The following is a 19,661-nucleotide window of genomic DNA, read 5'->3' as shown; positions in this document are numbered from 1 at the left end:
GCGGGTCTGGTGGTGTCCTTCTGCGCACTGGCGTAAGGCGCTGGCCCCGGTGCGGTGCGCGGGTCTGTGCGCGACGGCCGGCGGGGCGCTGGCGGTCGCCGCCGTGAACACCGGCTGACCCACGTGGGGCCCGTGGTCGGGGCTGTGGTCGGGCCGACCATGACCCCGACCATGGGCTTCGTATCCCCATCGTGACCGTGGTCGGGGGTTCGTGGTCGGTGGTCGGGTCGGGGGCGGCGGGTTTTCTCAAGGTCAGCAATCACACGTTCTGACCTGGGAGTTTGACCATGTCTCCTGGCAAGCAGGCCTCGCAGGGCGAGGCCACTGCTCCGATGGCGGGCGGCGCCCGGCTGGAGGCGATGCGCCGCCACGTCCGTCTCTCGCGCGTGGCGGTCTGGACGGTCATCGCGGCCGGCCCCGTCGCCCTGGCCGTCGCCGTCACCTCCACTTCGGCCACCGTCGAGGCGGCCACCCCGGCCAAGCCCACCGCCGTGCGCACCGCGGCGGCCGCGGCCGACCCGGCCGGCTATGCGCAGTTGTTCGTCAGCGCGTGGCTGCGCAGCAATGCCGATGATGCGACGACTGCGCAGGCGCGCCTTGCGCAGTCGATGGCGCCGGACGTCGAGCTGCCCGACCCGGCAGCGGGTGCGCAGTCAAAGCCGGAGTCGGTGACCGCGGTGCGCAGTGCGCAGCGTGCGGACGGGGCGTGGTCGGTGACGGTGGCTGCGCAGTACGCCAACGGCTCGGTGCGCTACTACGCGGTGCCGGTGACCGCGGACCGCTCGGGCACCTCGTTTGCTGTGACCGGTGCGGCCGGCGTGGTGGCCGGCCCGGGCCGGGCCGACGTGCCGAAGTCGCCGTACGGCGTGACGGTCCCGGAAGGTGATCTGCCCTCCGCTGTCGGGGAGTTCCTCGCCGCGTATCTGACCGGTGCCGGCGAGGTCGACCGCTACCTCGCGCCCGGCGTGACGCTGTCGCCGGTCTCCCCCGCCCCGTACACGGCGGTCTCCGTCGAGCAGGTGTTGGCCATCGAGGAGACCGCAGCCGCCGAGAAGGTGCCGTCCGACGGCACGACGGCGCATGTCCTCGCCCAGGTGGAAGCCCGGGACACCGGCGGGCGGTGGCCGCTGGCCTACGAGCTCACGCTCAAGGCCCGCTCCGGCCGGTGGGAAGTCGCGGCGCTTCAGTCCGGGACTGCCCGGGACGGAGGTGCCCGGTGAACACGGTGCACAGCTTCATGCTCGCCGGGCAGCTGGACGACCTCGGCAACTCGTGGATCAACATGTTCAAGGAGTGGGCGACCAAGGGTCTGCAGGCCGGTCTGGTCTGTCTGGTCGTCGTGATCATGATCCAGAGGTTCAGCCTCAAGGCCGGGATCGGCGCGCTGCTCCTGATGGTGATCGCCCTGGGTCTGTACAACTCCCGCGACAGCCTCGCGAACATGTTCGAGGACGAGGTGAAGAACCCGTCCAAGGGCGCACCCGCCGTTCCCGGCATCGTCCAGTCGGAACTCCCCATCTCCCGTGACCACTCGCCGGGCGTCGGAGGCTGGCTGTGACCGCGGCCGCCGCCCGGGTGGGCCGCTTCTACACCTCCGCCCGACGCCACCCCTGGGTGCTGGGCAAGGTCGCCGACTGGAGGATCCCCCTCGGCCCCTACACCCCCGCGCAGATCGCGGTCGCCGTCGGCGGCGGCTTCCTCTTGATCAAGACCATCAGCTGGTGGTCCTGGATGGGGCCGATCCCCATCATCGCGTGGGCGCTGGCGATCTGGGCCGTGCGCCGGCCGAAGATCCGGGGCCGGGCCCCGCTGCAGGCGGCGTTGGGCTGGGTGCTGCTCGGCTGGCAGCCGAGAGGAGGGCGGATCGGCGGGCGGGCCGCCCGCGACCGCGCGCCCCGAGCGCTGCTCGGCGGTTTCACCATCGAGGGCGGCCCCGCGCCGGACCTCGCCGTGGAGGCCACACCATCCCCCGCGGCTCGGCGACGTGACCTTCAGGCGCCGCTCCCGAGCCCGGCCGCCGCTCGCTCGCCCGCGCGCCACCGCAAGGAACCAGCTGCTTCCGCGATGCCGGTAGGGCCGGTTTCGGGTGTGCAGCAGCTCCTCGCGCTCGCCCAGCAAGGGGGTGCCCGGTGAGAGTTCCGATCCGTCACATCGCCGGGCACCTGCTGTGGTCAACCCAGGGCAGCGTGTGGGCCGTCTACCGCCTCCACCCCGGCCCGGACGCGCACGGACAGCGTGAGGAGACCGTCCAGGGCACCTATGTGCCCGCCGCGGTCCGCGACGAACAGCTCGCCAAAATCACGCACTTGGTCCGTTCTCTGTCCGGGGCGCCACGGCTGTTCGGTCTGTGTGCGCAGGTCGACCCGGGGGAGATCGCCCTGCGCATGATCGAGGGCATCGAGCCGGCCGAGCAGGCACCCGGTGCGGGCCGGCACCCGTGGGTGGAGAACGTCGAGGCCACCCTGGATCTGCTGGACGACCAGGAAATGCACCATCGCACGCTCTGGCTGGCCGTCCCACTGCAGACCGAGACAGGCGGCCTTCAGGTGTCGGCTTCCCTCGGCGCGGCCTGGGCCGAGGTCGCGCCACTGCTGGGCATGCGGCCGGCGCCAGTGGCACGGCGCGAGGTGAGCGCGTATCGCGAGCAGGCCTGCCGGGTTCAGGCCGCGCTCGCCGGCGGCATCGCTTTCCGCCCGGCCCGCCCGGCGGAGATCGTGTGGATGATCCAGCACGCCCTGCACCGCGGCCTCGCCGAGCCCCTGCTGGCCGAGGCCGAGACCAGCGGACTGTACGAGGGGCAGCTCCGGGACGGGGTGCTGCGCTCCCCCAGCTACGCCGACCTCGGCCAGGTCCGCCTGCAGGAAGGCGGCATCGACCCCGACCTCGACGACGTCGACGAGCTCAAGAGCGCGGGCCGCATCACGCGGTCGGGCCGCAAGGCCTGGTGGCGCCTGAACACGGGCTCGCCGCTCGGGCGGCGCTGGCTGCAGGTCGAGTCCGACAACGGGGTTGGCTACCAGGCGCAGTTGGCGCTGGCCGAGTGCCCGCCCGCGGTCAGCCAGGACGCCGCCGACCTGTTCGCCCAGCTGGAGATGCTCGATTTCCCCGTCGACTACACCGTCGACTTGACGCTGGTGCCCGCGGAGAAGGCGCGCGACCAGGTGCGGCGCAAGAAGAACGAACTCATCGACCAAGCCGACCAGTACGACGCCCGCCCCACCGGCATGCCCGCCTCCCTGACCGAGGCCGCCCGCGACCTGGGCGAGCTGGATGCCCGTCTGTCCCGCACGTCGGTCGAGGTCGAGGTGCAGACCGTCACCGCGCTGACGGTGTGGGGGCCGACGGCGGCCGTCTGCGACGCCCGGGCCCGCGCGCTGGCGGCGTTGCTCGGCGGCGCCGACTACCGGGCAGTGCGCCCGGCCGGACTGCAGGAGGCTCTGTTCACCCTGGGCCTGCCCGGCACGGTACGGCCCGGCATGGTGCGGGAGTTCACCCAGCACCAGATCAGCGAGGACTGGGCGCTGGGCGGTGCCTTCACCACCGCAGAGGTCGGCGACCCGAACGGCATGTTCCTCGGGATCGACCTGGACAGCGGCACCACCCGTCCGGTCATGATCAACGTGGCGGATGCGCCCAAGGTCGACGCCTCGGCCTCGATGGGCATCGTCGGAGATCTCGGCGCGGGCAAGAGCGTGCTGCAGAAGCTGATCGCGGAGGCGGTGTGGGCGCGCGGCGGCTGCGCGATCTGCATCGACCGCACCCCCGTACGCGAGTGGGCCACCTTCGCCCGCACCGCGGCCAAGGGCCGCGTCCAGATCATCGACGCCGCCCAGGCCGAAGCGTCCATCGACCCGCTGCGCATGTTCGACGGCCCGGAGGGACGGCACTACGCCCTGTCCTACCTCACCCTGCAGCTCGGCATCGGCCCGATGAGCACCAACGGCGAGGTCCTCCACCACGCCGTCGAGCAGGCCGCCGCCAGCCCGGAGCCGTCTATGCACCGCGTCCTTGAGGTCCTCGAGGAGATGGCCTCGCGCGAGGTGGGCAAGCGCAAGGACGCGGCCTCCACCCTCGCCGGCCTCATCCGCGTCGTCGCCACCAACTCCCTCGCCCGCATGGTCTTCGACCCCACGCTGCCGCCGGTGCGGCTGGACGCCTCCAGCACCTCCGACATGATCGTAATCACCACGACCGGCCTCAAGCTGCCGCCGAAGGCCGCCTTCGACAAGCCCGAAGTGCTGCACCAGCAGCCGCTGGAGGCCCTGATCGGGCGTGCGGTGCTCTACCTGATCGCCGCGATCGCGCGGCAGACCGCCTTCGAGGACCCTGAGCGGTTCACCGCCGTCGTCCTGGACGAGCTGTACTGGCTCACCTCGTCCGCCGAGGGCACGGCCTTGGTCCACGAGATCCTCCACGACGGCCGCAAGCACGGCGCAGGTCTCCTGGCGGGCTCGCACGACGCCGAGGAACTCGGCCCCGACCGCGGGCTGATGGCCTACCGGGCTCTCGCCCGCACCGCGGATCGTGAACGCGCCCGTCGCGGCCTGGAGTTCGTCGGCCTCGACCCGAACGACGGCGAGCTGCTGCGGCTGGTGACCACGGGCCTGTCCCCCGTCGGCCAGAAGGGCCGGGAGGGCGAGTTCCTGCTGACCTGCCCGCGACAGAACACCGGCCGCATCAAGGTCTCCATCCCCCGCATCGAGCGCATCACCACCTCCATCACCACCACGCCAGGACGCCGCCCGAAATCTGCCTCGCCCTCCGCAACGGAGCAGCCCGCTGGTGAGGCCGTTCAGACCCGTCCGAAGGAAAACGTCTGATGACCACTTTGTCCTGGGACCGCTACCGGCACGTCGCCGCGGTCGCGAGCGTCCTCACCGTGATCGCCGTCGTTGCCGGTGCGGTCCTTCTTGCCTTGGGTGTGGGCGTGCCAGAGGCGTGGTGGCCGCGCACCGGGCAGGCCTTCGCCGCCGACACCCGCACCGCGCACCACGATCCCTGCGCCCTGATCGTCGGTCCGGCCAAGGCCTACTGCGCACGCGGTGCGACGACCGCGGCTGCCGGCCCGCAGGACATGTCGGGTACAGCGTGGAGGCTGGGCACCGCCGGTACGGGTGTGGCTGCCCTGGTGGTGTGGCGGCTGCGGTCCGCCGCTGGGCAAAGGCGGCGCTGACGTGTTCCGTCCAGACCGCGCGACCCTGCGTACGGCCGGCTTCGTCGTGCTGCTCACCGCCGTGTTCCTCCTGGTGAACACCCAGGTGGTGTACGCGGCCAGCAGCAACAGCGAGACCGGGGACCTGCTCGCCCCTTTGAACATCACCTCCTCCGAAGGGGTGCCGATCAACGGGTACGAGCTGAACGCCGAGGGCGGATCCATCGTCGCCTTCAAGACGCAGGCCCTGGCCTTCGCCCTGTCCGGCCTGTTCACCCTGATCCGGCTGCTGGTCGGCCTGGCGGGGTGGGCGATCGAGGTCGCCTTCAGGTTCCCGTTGCTGAAGATCCTCGCCCGCCCTGCGCAGAAGATCGCCGACACCTACGACACCGTGGTGGTCGACACCTTGGGATTGAAAGGTCTGCTGCTGGCCTGGGCGTTCGTCTTCGCCGGATTCATGATCGTGCGCGGCCGGGTCGGCCGCGGCCTGGGCGAAATCTTCCTCACCCTGCTCATCGGGGCGATCGCCGCCTCGGCCCTCATCCGCCCCGACACCCTGCTCTCCCAGAACGGGCCGCTGGGGCAGTCCCAGCAGGTGGCTGCCGAGGTCGCCCAGCAGAGCGTCAACTCCTACGACTGGGGCGGCAAGCTCGCCAGCCTCGACCCGTGCAAGGGCCTGGCGGGCAACGCGGAACTCAAGTGCCTTCAGCGGGAGGGCGAGGGGCCGGTCTCTGCCGCGGAGGTGGCCCGCCCCCTGCAGGACTCAGTCACCAACGCGCTGATCGTCAAGCCGTACATGCTGCTGCAGTACGGGCGGATCCTCGACCCGGCCAAGCCGGCCGACCGCAAGGCCTACGCGGTCCACCTGAAGTGGATCACCGGCGGATACAAGGCCGGTTCCGGCAGTGGCGACGGCTGCAAGAAGCTCGCGCCACCGGCCAGGTCGTACTGCGAGGACCACCAGAAGAAGAGTCCATGCGACCTGATCCACGGCGACGCGAAGAAGTACTGCGAGCGCGACACCGGCGACAAGCCGGCTGGGAAGCTGCCCGAATTCACCCCCGGCGGCGAGCTGCTGAATGCCTCTGACGCCATGGTCACCGACGAAGACCGCGAGTTTTATGCCTTCCTGCAGGACATGAAGCGGGCGGGCCCGGTCGGCAAGTCCTGTGCCGCCTATGCGGAAAAGCCCACCTGGTGGCGGCTCGGCGGCGCCGTCCTGCTGCTGATCGCCGCCCTGTTCATCTGTGGCATGCTCCTATCGAGCGCGATCGTTCTGCTCGGTACCCAGGGCATCTGCGCGGCCGCGGCGGTCGCCGGCGGGGTCACTTTTGTTGCGGGCATGCTGCCCGGCCCGGCCCGGCAGTCGGTGTGGAAGTGGCTGTCGCTGTGGGGCGTTGCCGTCCTTGCTGTGGTGGGCATCTGCGCGTTCGTGCCGTTCTTCGGGATCGCCGTCGACGCCACCATCACCAACGGCCCCGACCTGATGGTCGAGCGGATCCTGCTGATCGACGTCCTCGCGATTGCGGGCGCGGCCGGGCACCGCCGCCTGCTGACCGCCATCACGTCCTTCGGCCGGCGGATGGCCATGCGGATGCGCTACGCCAAGGTCGGCGGCACCCACATGCCCGGCGACACCAGCGAACTCGGCGCCGCGCTCGCCATGAACTCCCCCGCCGCGCTGGGCGGATACGGCGCAGGGCTGCGCGCCTTCACCGGTGGCGGTGGCCGGTTCGGGCTGCTCGGCACCCGCCACACGCTGATGGGCGCGCTCACCTCCCTGTTCGACGGGGCGGGCATGCCGGTGGACACCGGCGGGATCCTCGCCGATGCCACGGCCGAAGCCGGCCGCGGGCTCGCCCCGCTCACCGCGGCGGGCGCTGTGGGCGGTATGGGCGCACGGCTCGGCATCAGGGGCGCGCACTGGCTGCTCATCGGCCGCCGCCCGGACAGGGAACAGCTGGCCAAGTGGCGCAAGCCCACCGCCGACGGCGACCAGCACGCAGGCCCCCTGGCGCACGACGCAGACGGCGGCCCAGGCGGCACGTCGGGCGGCGGTTCGCTGGGCGGGCCCCGCCGACCGGGCGGTCCGCCCGACCGCTACCGCAACGAGGACGGACAGATCATCGACCGCCGCACCGGCGAAGTCCTCCACGACCAGAACAGTGACCGCACCCTGCTGTCGACGCGCGCACACAACCGGCTGGTCCGCTTCCGCGGCTACCGGATCCTGCACCGCGGCGGCCGGGCCGTGTACGGGGCGACGGTGGGATTGCCCGCCACGATCCGCCGCGCCCGCTCCGGCGGCTCCCGCTACACCCACGACGCCCGCCAGCAAGTAAAGGTCTGGGGCAACACCATCCACGAGGACACCGACGCCTGGAAACAGCCCAAGCGCCTCCCGGCTCAGGCCCAGCGGCCCCAGCGCCCCACGCCACACACCAGCCAGGGCCGCCAAAGCGACGTTGCCCCTGCCGGGGCAACTGCAGGCGGCGGTATCACTGCGGTTCCCGGCCGCCGTCTGCCGACCACCGCTGCGGGCGCGGCCGGCAGCTGGCCCCCTGCAGCGCCGCGCCCCGCCAGGACCACCCCGCCGGCGAGCAATCCAGCCACCTGGCCTCCCGCCGGCCCGCGCCCGCCAACCCCCCGCACGACCACCTCACCGGGCCGCCCCCAGCCGCCCTCACCACACACACCCCCCGCCCGGCCAGCCGGGAATGCGCCCCCCGTTCAGCCAGGAGGCACGGGCCCCTCCCGTCGGCCCCGGTTCAGCGACGGACCCGCCGCCCTGCTCCCGGACGACAGCACCCCGGAGGCACGGGCCCGGATGCAGGAGCAGATGCGTCAGGCCGAAGCCCTGCGCCAGATGCGGGCACGGTGGCGCACCGAGGACGGGGACGGTGATAACGAGTGAGGCCGTCCCGGCGCCGCCTGGCGCGGTGGGGATGTGCGGGGATGCTGCTGCTGTTCGCCGCCGTGTGCTGCGCCGCACCAGTAGGCAACGCGATCAGCGCGTACGTCGCGCTGAAGACGGGTGCCCAGGACGACGGCGGGATCGCCGAGGGCGGCAGTGCCACGGACATCCCGCCGCGGATGCTGACCGCCTACAAGAGGGCCGTCCAGCAGGTCGGCACGTACAGGCCCAAGTGCCAGGGCATGCGCTGGCCGATCCTGGCCGGGATCGCGAAAGTCGAGTCCAATCACGCAGTGGGCCGCAACATCGCAGACAACGGCGACATCCGCCCGAAGATCTACGGCGTCCTCCTCAACGGCTCCGGGGCCGGCGCCAACACCACCGCCTTCCCCGACACCGACCACGGCAAGTGGGACGGCACCGCCACCGGTGAGCGCGCCGTCGGCCCCTTCCAGTTCCTGCCCTCCACCTGGGAGTCGATCGGCAAGGCCGCAGGCGGCGACAAGATCGCCGACCCGCACAACGCCGACGACGCCGCGCTCGGCGCCGCTGTGTACCTGTGCGGAGGCGGCCGCGATCTGACCAAGCGCGCCCAGCTCAAGGCCGCGATCCTGCAGTACAACCACTCAGGCGAGTACGTCGCCAACGTGCTGGGCTGGATCGCCCAGTACACGGCGGCCGCCAAGGATCCGGACCTGAAGAACGTCTCGGGGAAGGTCCGTACCGTGATCGACGCGGCGCTCTCCCAGCGGGGTGTGCCCTACTCGTGGGGCGGCGGCAACGCCCAGGGCCCGTCGTACGGGATCTGCTGCTCACCCAGCGGCAAGAGCGGCACGACGGTCAAGGGCTTCGACTGCTCGGGGCTGACCACCTACGCGTACGCCAAGGCCGGCATCCGCCTGCCGCGCACCGCGGCCGCGCAGGCCGGCACCGGCCAGCGCATCCCCGCCAGCCTCGGCACCGGTGTCCTCAAGCCGGGCGACCTCGTCTTCTACGCCTACGCCCCCGGCCGCGATTCCACGATCTACCACGTCGGGATCTACGTCGGCAGCGGTCAAATGATCAACGCCGCCCGCCCGGGCACGGTCGTCCGGCTGGACTCGGTCAACGCCATGTCCGGCTTCGCGGGGGGAGCGCGACTGCTGTGACCACCACCCCGCGCTCACCGCGTCTGCTGTTGCTGAGCACCGCCCTGCTCGCCGTCGCCGGCGTCGCCCTCCTCGGCATGCCGCACGGTCAGCAGCCACCGGCCCCGGCGGCATCTCTGACTGCTCACGCAGCCACGGATCCGTCCTTTGCGGCCCCTACACCGACCGCTGACGCGCCGGCCGTCGGCGCTCCTGCCTCGACGCCCGCCGCGTCGACACCGGCGGCCGGTGAGTCCGCTCTGCCGCCGCACGGCGAAGGCACGGCCGGCGATGCGGCCATCCAAAAGGCGTTGGAGGCCGCGTGGCCCCCAGATCTTCCCTCCGGTGACGCACGCGAACTGCTGGCAGCGGGACGCGACCTGCTGCGCGCCGACGCCACCGGGATCGGCCGCGTGCATTGGCCTGCGGTCTTCCCTGCCTCCCGGCAGGGCCTCGCGCCGGCGTTCGCCACCGCCCGTTTCCGGATCCAGGCCGCGATCGCCCGCCGCGACGGCAGCCCGGACAAGGCGGTGGTGCACCTGGTGTGGGCGGGCATGGACCGCGGCGGCACCTTCACCGACGGCCGCATCACCGACTGGCACTTCACCCGGCCCACCTCAAAGAAGGGAGCACTGGCGTGGACTCCGCAGCCCCGCCCCTGACCGGCCAGGCCACCGCATCGGCATCCAGCCAGGTACTAGGCCTCGTCTCCGTCATCGGACACACCGTCGGCTGGTTGATCACTTGCTGGTGGGTGATGGCCTTAGCCTCTGGCGCGGTCTGGGCCGCGGGCGAGGCGGTGGTGCGCCATCTGGCGCGGAAGGCCTCGGCCGAACGGATGGCGCTGGAGCTCGTACCGTCGCGGCACTTTGACCCTGGTCTGGAGGAGATCTTCCGCCGGGGTGTTCAGCTCGCCCGGGCCTCGACGAGCATGCCGTGGTGGGCGCCGCGAAGGTCGAAGTCGGTGCAGATCCGGCTGCGCGCCGACGGCTCCAACCCGCTGCGCTATCGCATCGAAGGCCCGGCCGGCGGCGAACGCCTGCTGTCGATCACGCCGTTCGGTCCGGCCGTCACCGTCAACCGGGCCCCTCGCATCGTCGACAAGCCGCGTGAGCATGTGGTGCGGGCGGAGTTCATCCTGCGCGGCAAGCCGATTGCACCCCTGCGTGAGGTTCCGCTGAGCCCGGACCCGTTGCAGCCGCTGATCGACGCTGTCTCGGACCTGCGGGCCGAGCTGGGAGACCTCGCCGAGATCCGGCTCGACATCCAGCGCGCCCCCAAGTGGGCATTGAGGGCGCGCCGTCTGCAGCTGATGGGCGCCGCGCGACGCTCCGAACGCCGCGAGGCCCAGCGGGCCGCGCGCTGGCTGCGGCAGGACGCCAGCGGCATCGAGGACTCGCTCACCTGGCAGCTTCAGCAACTGCTCAGCGACAAGCCCGCTGCGGGCGCAGGCGGGCGCCGGCTGGTCATGCCGCCCGTCCCGCGCCGGGTGGACCCGGCCGAGGCGCTGGGCAAGCTTGCCGAGGACGACCACCTGGTGCGGGTGCAGCTGCTGGTGATGTGCGCCTCCAACACCGAGGGCCGCGCCCAGGCCCGGCTCGCCCAGGTCCAGGCCGCCCTGGATGTGTTCGGCGCAGGCTCGCGCTGGGCGATGCGGGGCTGGAGGGTGGGCCCCTGGCGGTTCGGTGCGGACCGCTGGCCCAGCCGGCGCGGCTTCGAACGCCGCTGGACGTTGGGGCAGTGCCAGCCGCCCCGTGCGAACTGGGTCCGGCTGGACGAGCTGACCGGCCTGCTCAAGCCGCCCACGGCGCACTGCCGCCTGCCGCTGCTGGCCGGCGACCTGCCGACGTTCAAGCATGGGGACCCCGAGCTGCTCCTGCAGGGGATCTACCGCAGCCCGGACGGCCGCCGGCGCCTGGTCGCCACCTACGCCAAGGAAACGCTGTTCGAGGTCGGGGTGGGCAAGGCCGGCGGCGGCAAGACGGAGCGCGCCCTCGCACAGGCGATCGGCTGGGCGCATGCCGGCGGCGGGCTCATGTTCGTCGACCCCCACCGCGACTCGTGGCCGCGTGCCCTGCCCTTCCTCGCCCACAACCCCCTCATGCAACGGATCGCACTGATCGACCTCAACGCCAGCGGGCCTGCTCCGCAGATCAGTTGCTGGAACCCGATCGGCATGCACCAGGGCCAGGCCGCACACGAGGTCGTCGAAGCCGTCACCGACGCCTTCGCGGCTGCGCTCGGCTGGGACGACGCCACCGCTCCCCGCGCGCTGACCATCCTCACCGCCGCGGTGGCGGTGCTGGTGGCCGTCAACGAGGCCGCCTGCCACGCCGGACGGGTCGAGGACCAGGCCACGGTCTTTCACGTGCGGGCCCTGCTGACCGACCCGGTCTTCCGCACCACGGCGCTCACCGCAGTACACGACCGCCTCGATGAAGAGACCCGCTCCTGGTGGCAGACCGTGTTCCCCACCCTGCCCGTCGACGCCTTCGGTGTGGTCCTCAACCCGATCACCCGTCTCGCCGCCCACCCCATCACCCGCGCCTTCCTCGGCCAGCCCGCCGGCATCTACAACATCCGCGCCGCGATGGACCACCGGATGATCGTGTGGGTGTGCCCCGGTGGCAACGGGCCCACCGACCGGCTGATCACCGCGCTGCTCGCCCGGGACCTGCTGCGTGCCGTGCGCTCAAGAAGGGACACCCCCGAGAACCAGCGGGTGCCGTTCCGCCCGTACTTCGACGAGCTGATCACCCTCACCGGCGCAGCCCCCGAGACAATCGCCGCGATGTTCGAGGACTTCCGCAAATACAAGGTCCACGTCCACGGCATGACCCAGCTCCTGGCCCGCCTCCCCCACCCAGTGCGGCTCTCCTTGGTGCAGAACGCCTCCACCCTGGCCTCGACCGCCGGCTCGCAGTCCGCCATCGCACCGATCACCGCGGAATGGGGAGACCATCCCGGCCCCGACATCGTCGCCGCCCTGGACCGGTACGAGCACTACATGTCACTGACCGTCCACGGACGCCGCATCGGCCCGGTCCAGATCACCGGCCCTCACCTGGACGACGTGTTCGCCGACTACGCCCGCCCGGGCCAGGCCGGGGCACTGCAGCGCGCCGCCCGGGCCACGGCAGGCGCCGCCCCGCTGGAGACGCTCACCACCCGGGCCGAAAACCAGCTCACCCGCGTCACCGGCTTCCTCACCCAGCACACCCCCACCACACGGCCGTCCGTAACGCTGAACAAAGAATCGGGATACCAATGACCACCACCCCACCCACCGCCGACACCGACACCGACACCATCGCCCACGCCCACGCCGACGCCGACGCCGAGATCGGCGCGAGCGGCGCTGCCGACGGCGCCGCCATCGGGCCCGCAGACACCATCAAGGACTCCTCCGGCTCCCACAGCACCGCACCGGCCTGGCAGCCCAGCCCCCTGGAATGGCTCCCGCACCAGCTGCTGACCGCGCTCGCCCAGCACCGCATGGCCACCACCGCCCAACTCCACGCGATGCTCCGGCCCGAAGTCACCCGGCAGACGATCAGCACGCCGTTGAACCGGCTGCGCGACAAGGACCTCGTCGACTCCGTCGTACTGCCACGCTCCCAGCGCACCCGCGCCTGGTACCTCACCGCCGACGGCGCCCGCATCGCCCGCGACCACCCCGCACTGCGCGGCCGGCCCCCATATCCGATCACCTCCGCCACCGCCGCCTCACTGAAAACCCCCCACACCCTCACCGTGGTGCGCACCCACCTCGCCTTCGCCACCGACGCACGCGAACGCGGCGACGAACACGGCCCGCTCGACTGGACCCCCGAAATCTCCCACCCCATCGGCGAAAACGCCCGCCTCACCGCCGACGCCGTCCTCCACTACACCCTCACCAGCACCGAGCAGCGCATCAAACTGAGGGCATTCATCGAAGTCGACCGCACCACCATGTCCAGCGAACGCCTCGCCACGAAACTGATCGACTACGCACGCCTGTGGGCCTACGAACCCCAGCCCGCCGGCCACCACGCCCGCAAACGCGCCGGATCGAGCCCGCTGTGGCTGCGCTGGTACCCCCTCTTCCCCCGCATCCTGTTCGTCCTCACCGGAGCCCCACGCCCCACCCTCGACCACCGCATCAGCGACCTGAAAGCCATGACCGCCCAGCACCCCCACGTCAACGCCCTCGCCCGCCACGTGCCCCTGGCAGCAGCCCACCTCCACGACCTCGAACACCACAGGCCCACCGAGGCAGTGTGGACACCCCTGACGGGAGGCGAACCCCGCTCCTGGACTGACCTGTAACACCCCCACCACAACACGAGACCAACCCGCACACCCCCCGGAACACAACCAGGCAGCGACCTGCGGGTCCCCTGGCGCAGCCGGCGATGTCTCGCCGTGCAAGACCGCACAGCCAGGCAGGCCATGCCCGGCAGCCCCGCCCGGGCGCCCCGGCCTGGGCATCCGCCAACCGCCCTGGAGCACACAACCCACGACCCGCGGGCATCCCGCAGCCCCACACACCACCGGCAACGGCACCAGCCACGGCAACGGCAACGGCAACGGCAACGGCAACGGCCTGCATAGCCGACAGCGCGACCAAGCCCCCGCACGAGCACCAACACCCCTGGGGGACACGACTGCCCCCAAGTTCCCCAAACCACTTGGAATTTGCTCACGCGAACGTTTACAGTTGCCTCGTTGGCGCGCGAGGGCCAGCCAGACACCAAGAGCCACAAGTTTCGATGAGGACATGTAATGAATCAGCCCGTTACAAGGATTCGCACAATCGAAGAGTTACCAGCCCCTGTGTGGCCCGCTTACGCGCAGGAGGTGTCGCGTGTTGGGGACGCCTGGGTGGTCACCGCCGGCGGCGACTTCGACCTGGCCGACCTCAACCTGGTACGCCGTCAGTTCCCCCACCGGCACGTCACCCTCGACGGCGACGTCATCACCGTCTGGCCACGCCCCACCCACCCCCGATGACCCGCCACGGCCGGCCCACCCCACGCCCGATGACCCGCCAACGGCCCGCATCGCCTCCGTGGACCGATATCGAGCGCAGCCGCGCCCACCCGCGTGACACCGACACGCCCCGCCCGCACCCCGAGCAGTCTCCCGGCTCAACCGCCCGCCGCCCGGCCCAGACACGGAACGGATGCCGCGTCATGACGACCCGTCCCGCCACCGCCCCGCGCAGACAACGGGGGGCCCTGGCAACCACAACCATGCTGATGACCGCAGCCGCACTGGCACTGGGCACGAGCGGCTGCACACCCGGCCGTACGCCGCACGAGCACACCGTCGCGGCATCCGCCACCTCCACTGCAACCAGCCCGGTGCCACACACCAGGCAAGGACGGCGAAAAACGCCCCTGGCCGTGCTCAAGGGCCAGCGCCACCTGCAGTTGACCCTGACCTCCGCCCGTCGGGCTCCCGCCGGAGCCGTCACCGTCCGCGGCACACTCAAGAACACGAGCAGCAGCCTGGTCGTCGTCCCCGCCGAACTCCGCGGCAGCGAAACCGCCGTCCTCAAGAACGGCCCCTCCCTCGCCGGAGCCACCCTCGTCGACTTCACCGGCGGCAGGCGGTACTACGTCCTGCGCGACACCGACGCACGCCCCCTGACCACCACCGGCCTGTCCAAACTCGCTGCCGGCGAAAGCGCGGCCGTGTTCATGCAGTTCCCCGCACCACCCGCACGCACCACCACCGTCGACTTCGAAATGCCCCTGTTCGAGTCCACGACGCTCACCCTCACCCGGTGAACCCCGCCATGTCCCCTCTGCGTACTCGTCTGACAGCCTGGCTCACATTCCTGGCCGCCCTCGCCGGTCTCCTCATCGCAGCCGACACCTGGCACCCCGCTCCCACCGGGGTCTGTGCCTGCGCACGGGAGGCCGCCGCGACCGCGCGGGCCGCCACCCACTCGCCCACGCCCTCCCTGGCCCTGCACCCCGGCGCCCGCCTCGCCGGTCCGAAGATCCTGGCCCTGACCTTCCCCGCCCCCGCGCTGCGTCAAAGCGTCCAGGACCTCACCGGCACAGCACCCGGCCACAGCCAACACCCCAGCAACACTCACCCCGGCGGCCCCAGCGCCCACATACCGGCCACCCACACACCCGCAAACAACGACAGCACACAGACCCCACAGCCCAGCACGAGCGCCTTCCCACCCGCCCCCGCTCAGCCGTCAAGTCCCGCCACGGCCTCCCCCGCCACCAGCGCCTCTGCCTCGCACCCACCACCGTCGTCGCCGGGCAGGTCATTTGCGCTGTATCAAGCCCTGGGCCTTGCGGCACTCCTCGCCGCCGCCCTCACCGGCGCCCTCACGATGCGGAAAGTCCTGCGCCGGCACCACCGGAACAACGGTGCGGCGCCCGCCCGCACACCTCACGGAGTCACCCCTCACGCCCTGTTGCGTGCTGCCGGCGAACCCATCGGCGCGGCGCGGCTGGACCTTGCCCTGCGCACCCTCGCCCACCATACTGCGCAACAGAACAACGGCGAGCTGCCCGCCGTGCGGGCTGTCCGCACCGGCACCCGGACGCTGCAGGTCCTGCCACACAACCCTGCCGAACAACCCTGCCCCCCGTTCACTGCCGGGGATGCAGCAGGATGGTGGGAACTGCCCGCCGACGCCACGCTCCTGGACCCCGAGTCGGCCCGCCAGGTCCCCGCCCCCTACCCGGGCCTCGTCACGCTCGGCCACACCCGCGACGGCGCCCTCGTCCTGGTCAGCCTGGCTCAACTCCCGGCGCTCCTACTGGAGGGCGACCCGGTGCACATCACCCAGGTGTGCACCTCGCTCGCCCTGGAACACGCCATGAGCCCCTGGGCCGACAGCGCCGACCTCGTCACCATCGGCTTCGGCCCGACGCTGCCCCACCTGCTGCCAAAGAGCCGCCTCACCCACGCACGCCACGCGGCCCAGGCGCTCAAGGACCTGACCGAACGGCTGCTGGAAGCACACCAACACCCCGAACTCCCCCACCGTCCCTGCCTCATCCTGTCCGCTACCGCTCTCGATGCGGACATCTCCCACCAGCTCGCCGACCTCATCGAAGGGACCCGCACCGTCCCCATCGCGCTCGTCGCGCCCGCCTCCACAGCCCGGGCATTCTTCCCCCACGCCGTCATCCTTGACTCCGGCGACGACCAGCCCCAGCACCTCGACCTCATCGGCGCCGACATCACCCTCCAGCGGGTCGACGACACCGCCTACGCACGGATCACCACCGCCCTCACCCACACCCGCCAGCCCCCTCAACGGGAGCAGACGAGCGACGAAACAGGTCCGCGGACGGGAGCCGACCTGCCGGGGCCGGACGCCGCGGACCACTGCGGCCATCCAACACAAGCCGAGACAGCCTCGGTCGTGAAACCCGCCGACGCCGACGCCGGCGCCGGTGCGCCGGGCGGACCTTCCGTGCAAGCTGGTGGTGCGCGCGGTGACGACCGGGTATTTGCGGCCCTGCTCGCCGCCGTACCCGAAGGGGCCCCACGCTCTCGTGATGCCGCCCTACACCGCAGTGCGGCCCGCCCCCACGACGAGGCGGCCAGCAGCACACGGCCAGGCAGCACAGCGGCTCACGCCCACCACCCGCCCGCCCCGCAGACGGCCCGCACACGCACGGACCAGGCAGCACCGGCCGGCACCGGTGACGAGCACCCGCCCGAAATCCGCGTCCTGGGCCCCGTCGAAGTCGACGGCGTCCCACACACCGGGCACGGCCGACGCACCACCGAACTCGCCGCCCTGCTGTATTTCCGGCCCGGCCGCACCGCCGACTCCCTCTGCACCGACATGGACCCCACCACCCCCTGGACCACCACCACCCTCAACGCCCGCCTCCACGGCCTGCGCCGCGCCCTCGGCAACGACCCCAACGGCCAGCCCTACGTCCCCCGCCGCACCAACGCCGACGACCCCTACCAACTCCACCCCGACATCCGCTGCGACTGGACCACCTTCCAACACCTCACCCAACACACCCCACCCGCAGCAGAGCACCTACCCCGGCTGGAAACAGCACTCGCCCTCGTCCGCGGCCGCCCCTTCGACGGCCACCCCCCGCCCTGGGCCGAACCCCACCAACAGGAAATGACCACCTCAATCATCGAGGTCGCCCACCGCATCGCGACCCAGCGCACCCCACCCGGCCCCCACCACAACCTCACCCTGGCCCGCCAGGCCATCGCCACCGGACTCGAGGTCGACGAAGCAGCCGAAGCCCTCTACCGGGCATGGATGCTGATCGAACACACCGCCGGGAACCGGGCAGGGCTCCACATGGCAATCACCCGCCTCCAGCACATCAACACCGCCCTCGACTGCCCCCTCGAACCAGAAACCGAACAGCTCATCAACGACCTGCTCCACCGAACCGGACCCCCACAGGCCCACCACCCATGACCCCCACCCGGCCACCACTCCCGAAGCCAACGCGCAGGCATCCACCCGGCCACCGCCGCACCGGGCCCGCACACCGCACCCCCACCCACACCGTTCCAGAAGGCGACGGCTCGGCGGACCCGACCGGCACTCCCAGATACCTCAGCCACGCCCAGCGCGCTGTAGCAGCCGCGGTCATCACCGGCACCCTCACCGTCGCCGGTATCGGCTTCACCGGTTCCTACACCGCCGTCCGCCAGCTCGCCATCAACAAGGGCTTCGGGAACTTCTCCTACCTCTTCCCGATCGGCATCGACGCCGGCATCTGCGTCCTGCTCGCCCTGGACCTGCTCCTCACCTGGATCCGCACCCCGTTCCCACTCCTGCGCCAGACGGCCTGGGTACTGACAGCCGCCACCATCGCCTTCAACGGCGCCGCCGCCTGGCCCAACCCGCTGGGCACGGCCATGCACGCGGTGATCCCCATCCTGTTCGTGGTCGCCGTCGAGGCCGCCCGCCACGCCACCGGCCGGATCGCCGACATCACCGCCGACACACACATGGAAAGCGTCCGACCCGCCCGCTGGCTGCTCTCCCCCCTGCCGACCTTCCTGCTGTGGCGCCGCATGAAGCTGTGGGAGCTGCGCTCCTACCACCAGGTCATCAAGCTGGAGCAGGAACGACTCGTCTACCAGGCCCGCCTCCAAGCCCGCTACGGCCGCACCTGGCGCCGCAAAGCCCCGGTCGAGTCCCTGATGCCCCTGCGACTGGCCAGATACGGCATCCCTCTCGCCGAGACCACCCCGGCCGGGCTGGCCGCTGCTGGCATCAGCGGTCCTCTCATCCCGGTCACCAACGAGCGAACCCCGGTGCCTGCACAGCGGCACCGCCTTGAACATGAGGCCGCCCGCCAGCGGGAAGAGGAGCCATTGCGGCCAAGCGGCGCCGAGCCCCAGCCGACGAATCAGCCACCGCCCGCAGACCCCAGTCGGTCACCCGACCCGGACACGGAAGACGACGGAGCCGCCCGACCTCACGCCAACGCCCCCCAGGCCAGGCCCCGCGCTTCCGGAATCGGACCCACGAGCGCGCAGGTCACTGCCCCGCTCCAGGACCAGCACCGCAACGCCAACCCTGCCAGCCGGCCACCATCCAACAAGCAACCGGAGCCCCGGCTACAGCCCCTCACGCAGCGTCACTCGTCACCAAGCGAAACCGAAGTTGAGACAGCGCCCGACGACTACGGCACGGACGACGCACCGTCGTCGGGCGGCAACTGCTCCAAGACCTGGCCCTGGCCCACAGACGAAGCCGCGCACGGCCCCAATCCCGATGCCGTCGCGCCAGCCACGTACACGCCACAGCAGGCGGGCATCACCGGCAACACCAGCCACCCCGTTACCGCGTCCGAACCACAGGACCACGCTGCCGCATCCCACGACCCCGACTGCGGCACCGCAGGCTCTGCCTCCACACCGCTGCACGAGAACGCGACAGCCGCCGATCTCACCGAGCAGCCGCAGGACGAGTCCCAGCCGGACCGGACGACCCGGCAGGACACCGCAACCGCCAGGATTCAGACCACCTCGGGGCAGCAAAGCCCCGACGCCGACACCAACGCCGACGACGAACCCCCACGGCAGGGCCACGCCGACGGAGCTGACTTCACCGTCGTCGACCGCTACTACCTCGCCTGGAGGGCATACCAGGCTCAGCACGGCCGTGAACCTTCCCCTGAAGAGCTGTCCGCCTTCCTTGCGAGCGACGGCATGCTCGGCCGGGAAAGGAAACCTCTCAGCCCGTCCACGCTGCGCCGCTACCCACTCCAATTCCGCATCTACAACATCTGGGCGGAGCACCGTGCGCGCACCACGGCGCCATCAGCCGATGCCATTGCGCAGGAATGCACAGCCCGCGGGACCATTGCCCAGTACAACAAGCCGATCACCCCAGCCCACATCACCAAACATACCCACGACTTCGAACGGCGCTGGACCACACTGACCCGCATCACGCCGAAACCCACTACGGCGATTCGAGACTGGTCCGAACGTGAAGCATGAG

The 19,661-nt window shown here is 71.4% G+C and carries 14 protein-coding genes; all 14 read left to right on the top strand.

Features of this window, described 5'->3' with window-relative positions; genetic code table 11:
• Positions 1-287 precede the first annotated feature (287 nt).
• Entirely contained in the window at positions 288-1,220 is a 933-nt protein-coding gene (locus ACWGKT_RS38640) for a conjugal transfer protein (protein WP_453277339.1), read from the top strand.
• On the top strand, positions 1,217-1,558 hold the full coding sequence (locus tag ACWGKT_RS38635) for a hypothetical protein (protein WP_453277338.1): 342 nt from the start codon (positions 1,217-1,219) through the stop codon (positions 1,556-1,558). Before ACWGKT_RS38640 ends, ACWGKT_RS38635 begins: the two co-directional genes overlap by 4 nt.
• On the top strand, positions 1,555-2,133 hold the full coding sequence (locus tag ACWGKT_RS38630; protein ID WP_453277337.1) for a hypothetical protein: 579 nt from the start codon (positions 1,555-1,557) through the stop codon (positions 2,131-2,133). The genes ACWGKT_RS38635 and ACWGKT_RS38630 overlap by 4 nt, the downstream gene beginning before the upstream one ends.
• Positions 2,130-4,820, top strand: a complete 2,691-nt coding sequence (locus tag ACWGKT_RS38625; RefSeq protein WP_453277336.1) for an ATP-binding protein — start codon at positions 2,130-2,132, stop codon at positions 4,818-4,820. The genes ACWGKT_RS38630 and ACWGKT_RS38625 overlap by 4 nt, the downstream gene beginning before the upstream one ends.
• Complete coding sequence (locus tag ACWGKT_RS38620) at positions 4,820-5,173, top strand: hypothetical protein (protein ID WP_453277335.1); 354 nt, start codon at positions 4,820-4,822, stop codon at positions 5,171-5,173. The genes ACWGKT_RS38625 and ACWGKT_RS38620 overlap by 1 nt, the downstream gene beginning before the upstream one ends.
• A gap of 1 nt (position 5,174) precedes the next feature.
• On the top strand, positions 5,175-8,066 hold the full coding sequence (locus ACWGKT_RS38615) for a hypothetical protein (protein WP_453277334.1): 2,892 nt from the start codon (positions 5,175-5,177) through the stop codon (positions 8,064-8,066).
• A 41-nt stretch (positions 8,067-8,107) separates the two neighbouring features.
• Entirely contained in the window at positions 8,108-9,214 is a 1,107-nt protein-coding gene (locus tag ACWGKT_RS38610; protein WP_453277333.1) for a C40 family peptidase, read from the top strand.
• Positions 9,211-9,855 carry a hypothetical protein gene (locus ACWGKT_RS38605; RefSeq protein ID WP_453277332.1) on the top strand — a complete coding sequence of 215 codons (645 nt, stop codon included), beginning with the start codon at positions 9,211-9,213 and terminating at the stop codon, positions 9,853-9,855. The genes ACWGKT_RS38610 and ACWGKT_RS38605 overlap by 4 nt, the downstream gene beginning before the upstream one ends.
• The gene (locus ACWGKT_RS38600) at positions 9,831-12,464 is read left to right on the top strand and encodes an ATP/GTP-binding protein (protein ID WP_453277331.1); all 2,634 of its coding nucleotides are present in this window, start codon (positions 9,831-9,833) and stop codon (positions 12,462-12,464) included. The genes ACWGKT_RS38605 and ACWGKT_RS38600 overlap by 25 nt, the downstream gene beginning before the upstream one ends.
• Positions 12,461-13,504, top strand: a complete 1,044-nt coding sequence (locus ACWGKT_RS38595) for a replication-relaxation family protein (protein WP_453277330.1) — start codon at positions 12,461-12,463, stop codon at positions 13,502-13,504. Before ACWGKT_RS38600 ends, ACWGKT_RS38595 begins: the two co-directional genes overlap by 4 nt.
• Positions 13,505-14,035: 531 nt before the next feature.
• Complete coding sequence (locus ACWGKT_RS38590; RefSeq protein WP_453277329.1) at positions 14,036-14,188, top strand: hypothetical protein; 153 nt, start codon at positions 14,036-14,038, stop codon at positions 14,186-14,188.
• 248 nt (positions 14,189-14,436) lie between these two features.
• Complete coding sequence (locus ACWGKT_RS38585; protein WP_453277328.1) at positions 14,437-14,970, top strand: hypothetical protein; 534 nt, start codon at positions 14,437-14,439, stop codon at positions 14,968-14,970.
• Entirely contained in the window at positions 14,967-17,618 is a 2,652-nt protein-coding gene (locus ACWGKT_RS38580) for an AfsR/SARP family transcriptional regulator (RefSeq protein WP_453277327.1), read from the top strand. Before ACWGKT_RS38585 ends, ACWGKT_RS38580 begins: the two co-directional genes overlap by 4 nt.
• Positions 17,615-19,660 (top strand): DUF2637 domain-containing protein, encoded by a 2,046-nt coding sequence (locus tag ACWGKT_RS38575; protein WP_453277326.1) that lies wholly within the window; start codon positions 17,615-17,617, stop codon positions 19,658-19,660. The genes ACWGKT_RS38580 and ACWGKT_RS38575 overlap by 4 nt, the downstream gene beginning before the upstream one ends.
• The last annotated feature ends 1 nt before the right edge of the window (position 19,661 follow it).

The sequence above is a fragment of the Streptomyces sp. NPDC054794 genome (assembly GCF_053611585.1).
Note: the sequence above shows the minus strand (reverse complement) of the source record. Positions and strands in the feature narration are given on the sequence as shown.

Coding starts and splice junctions, on each gene's coding strand:
- ACWGKT_RS38640 (WP_453277339.1), top strand. CDS start 288: ATGTCTCCTGGCAAGCAGGCCTCGCAGGGCGAGGCCACTGCTCCGATG.
- ACWGKT_RS38620 (WP_453277335.1), top strand. CDS start 4,820: ATGACCACTTTGTCCTGGGACCGCTACCGGCACGTCGCCGCGGTCGCG.
- ACWGKT_RS38610 (WP_453277333.1), top strand. CDS start 8,108: ATGCTGCTGCTGTTCGCCGCCGTGTGCTGCGCCGCACCAGTAGGCAAC.
- ACWGKT_RS38595 (WP_453277330.1), top strand. CDS start 12,461: ATGACCACCACCCCACCCACCGCCGACACCGACACCGACACCATCGCC.
- ACWGKT_RS38585 (WP_453277328.1), top strand. CDS start 14,437: ATGACCGCAGCCGCACTGGCACTGGGCACGAGCGGCTGCACACCCGGC.
- ACWGKT_RS38575 (WP_453277326.1), top strand. CDS start 17,615: ATGACCCCCACCCGGCCACCACTCCCGAAGCCAACGCGCAGGCATCCA.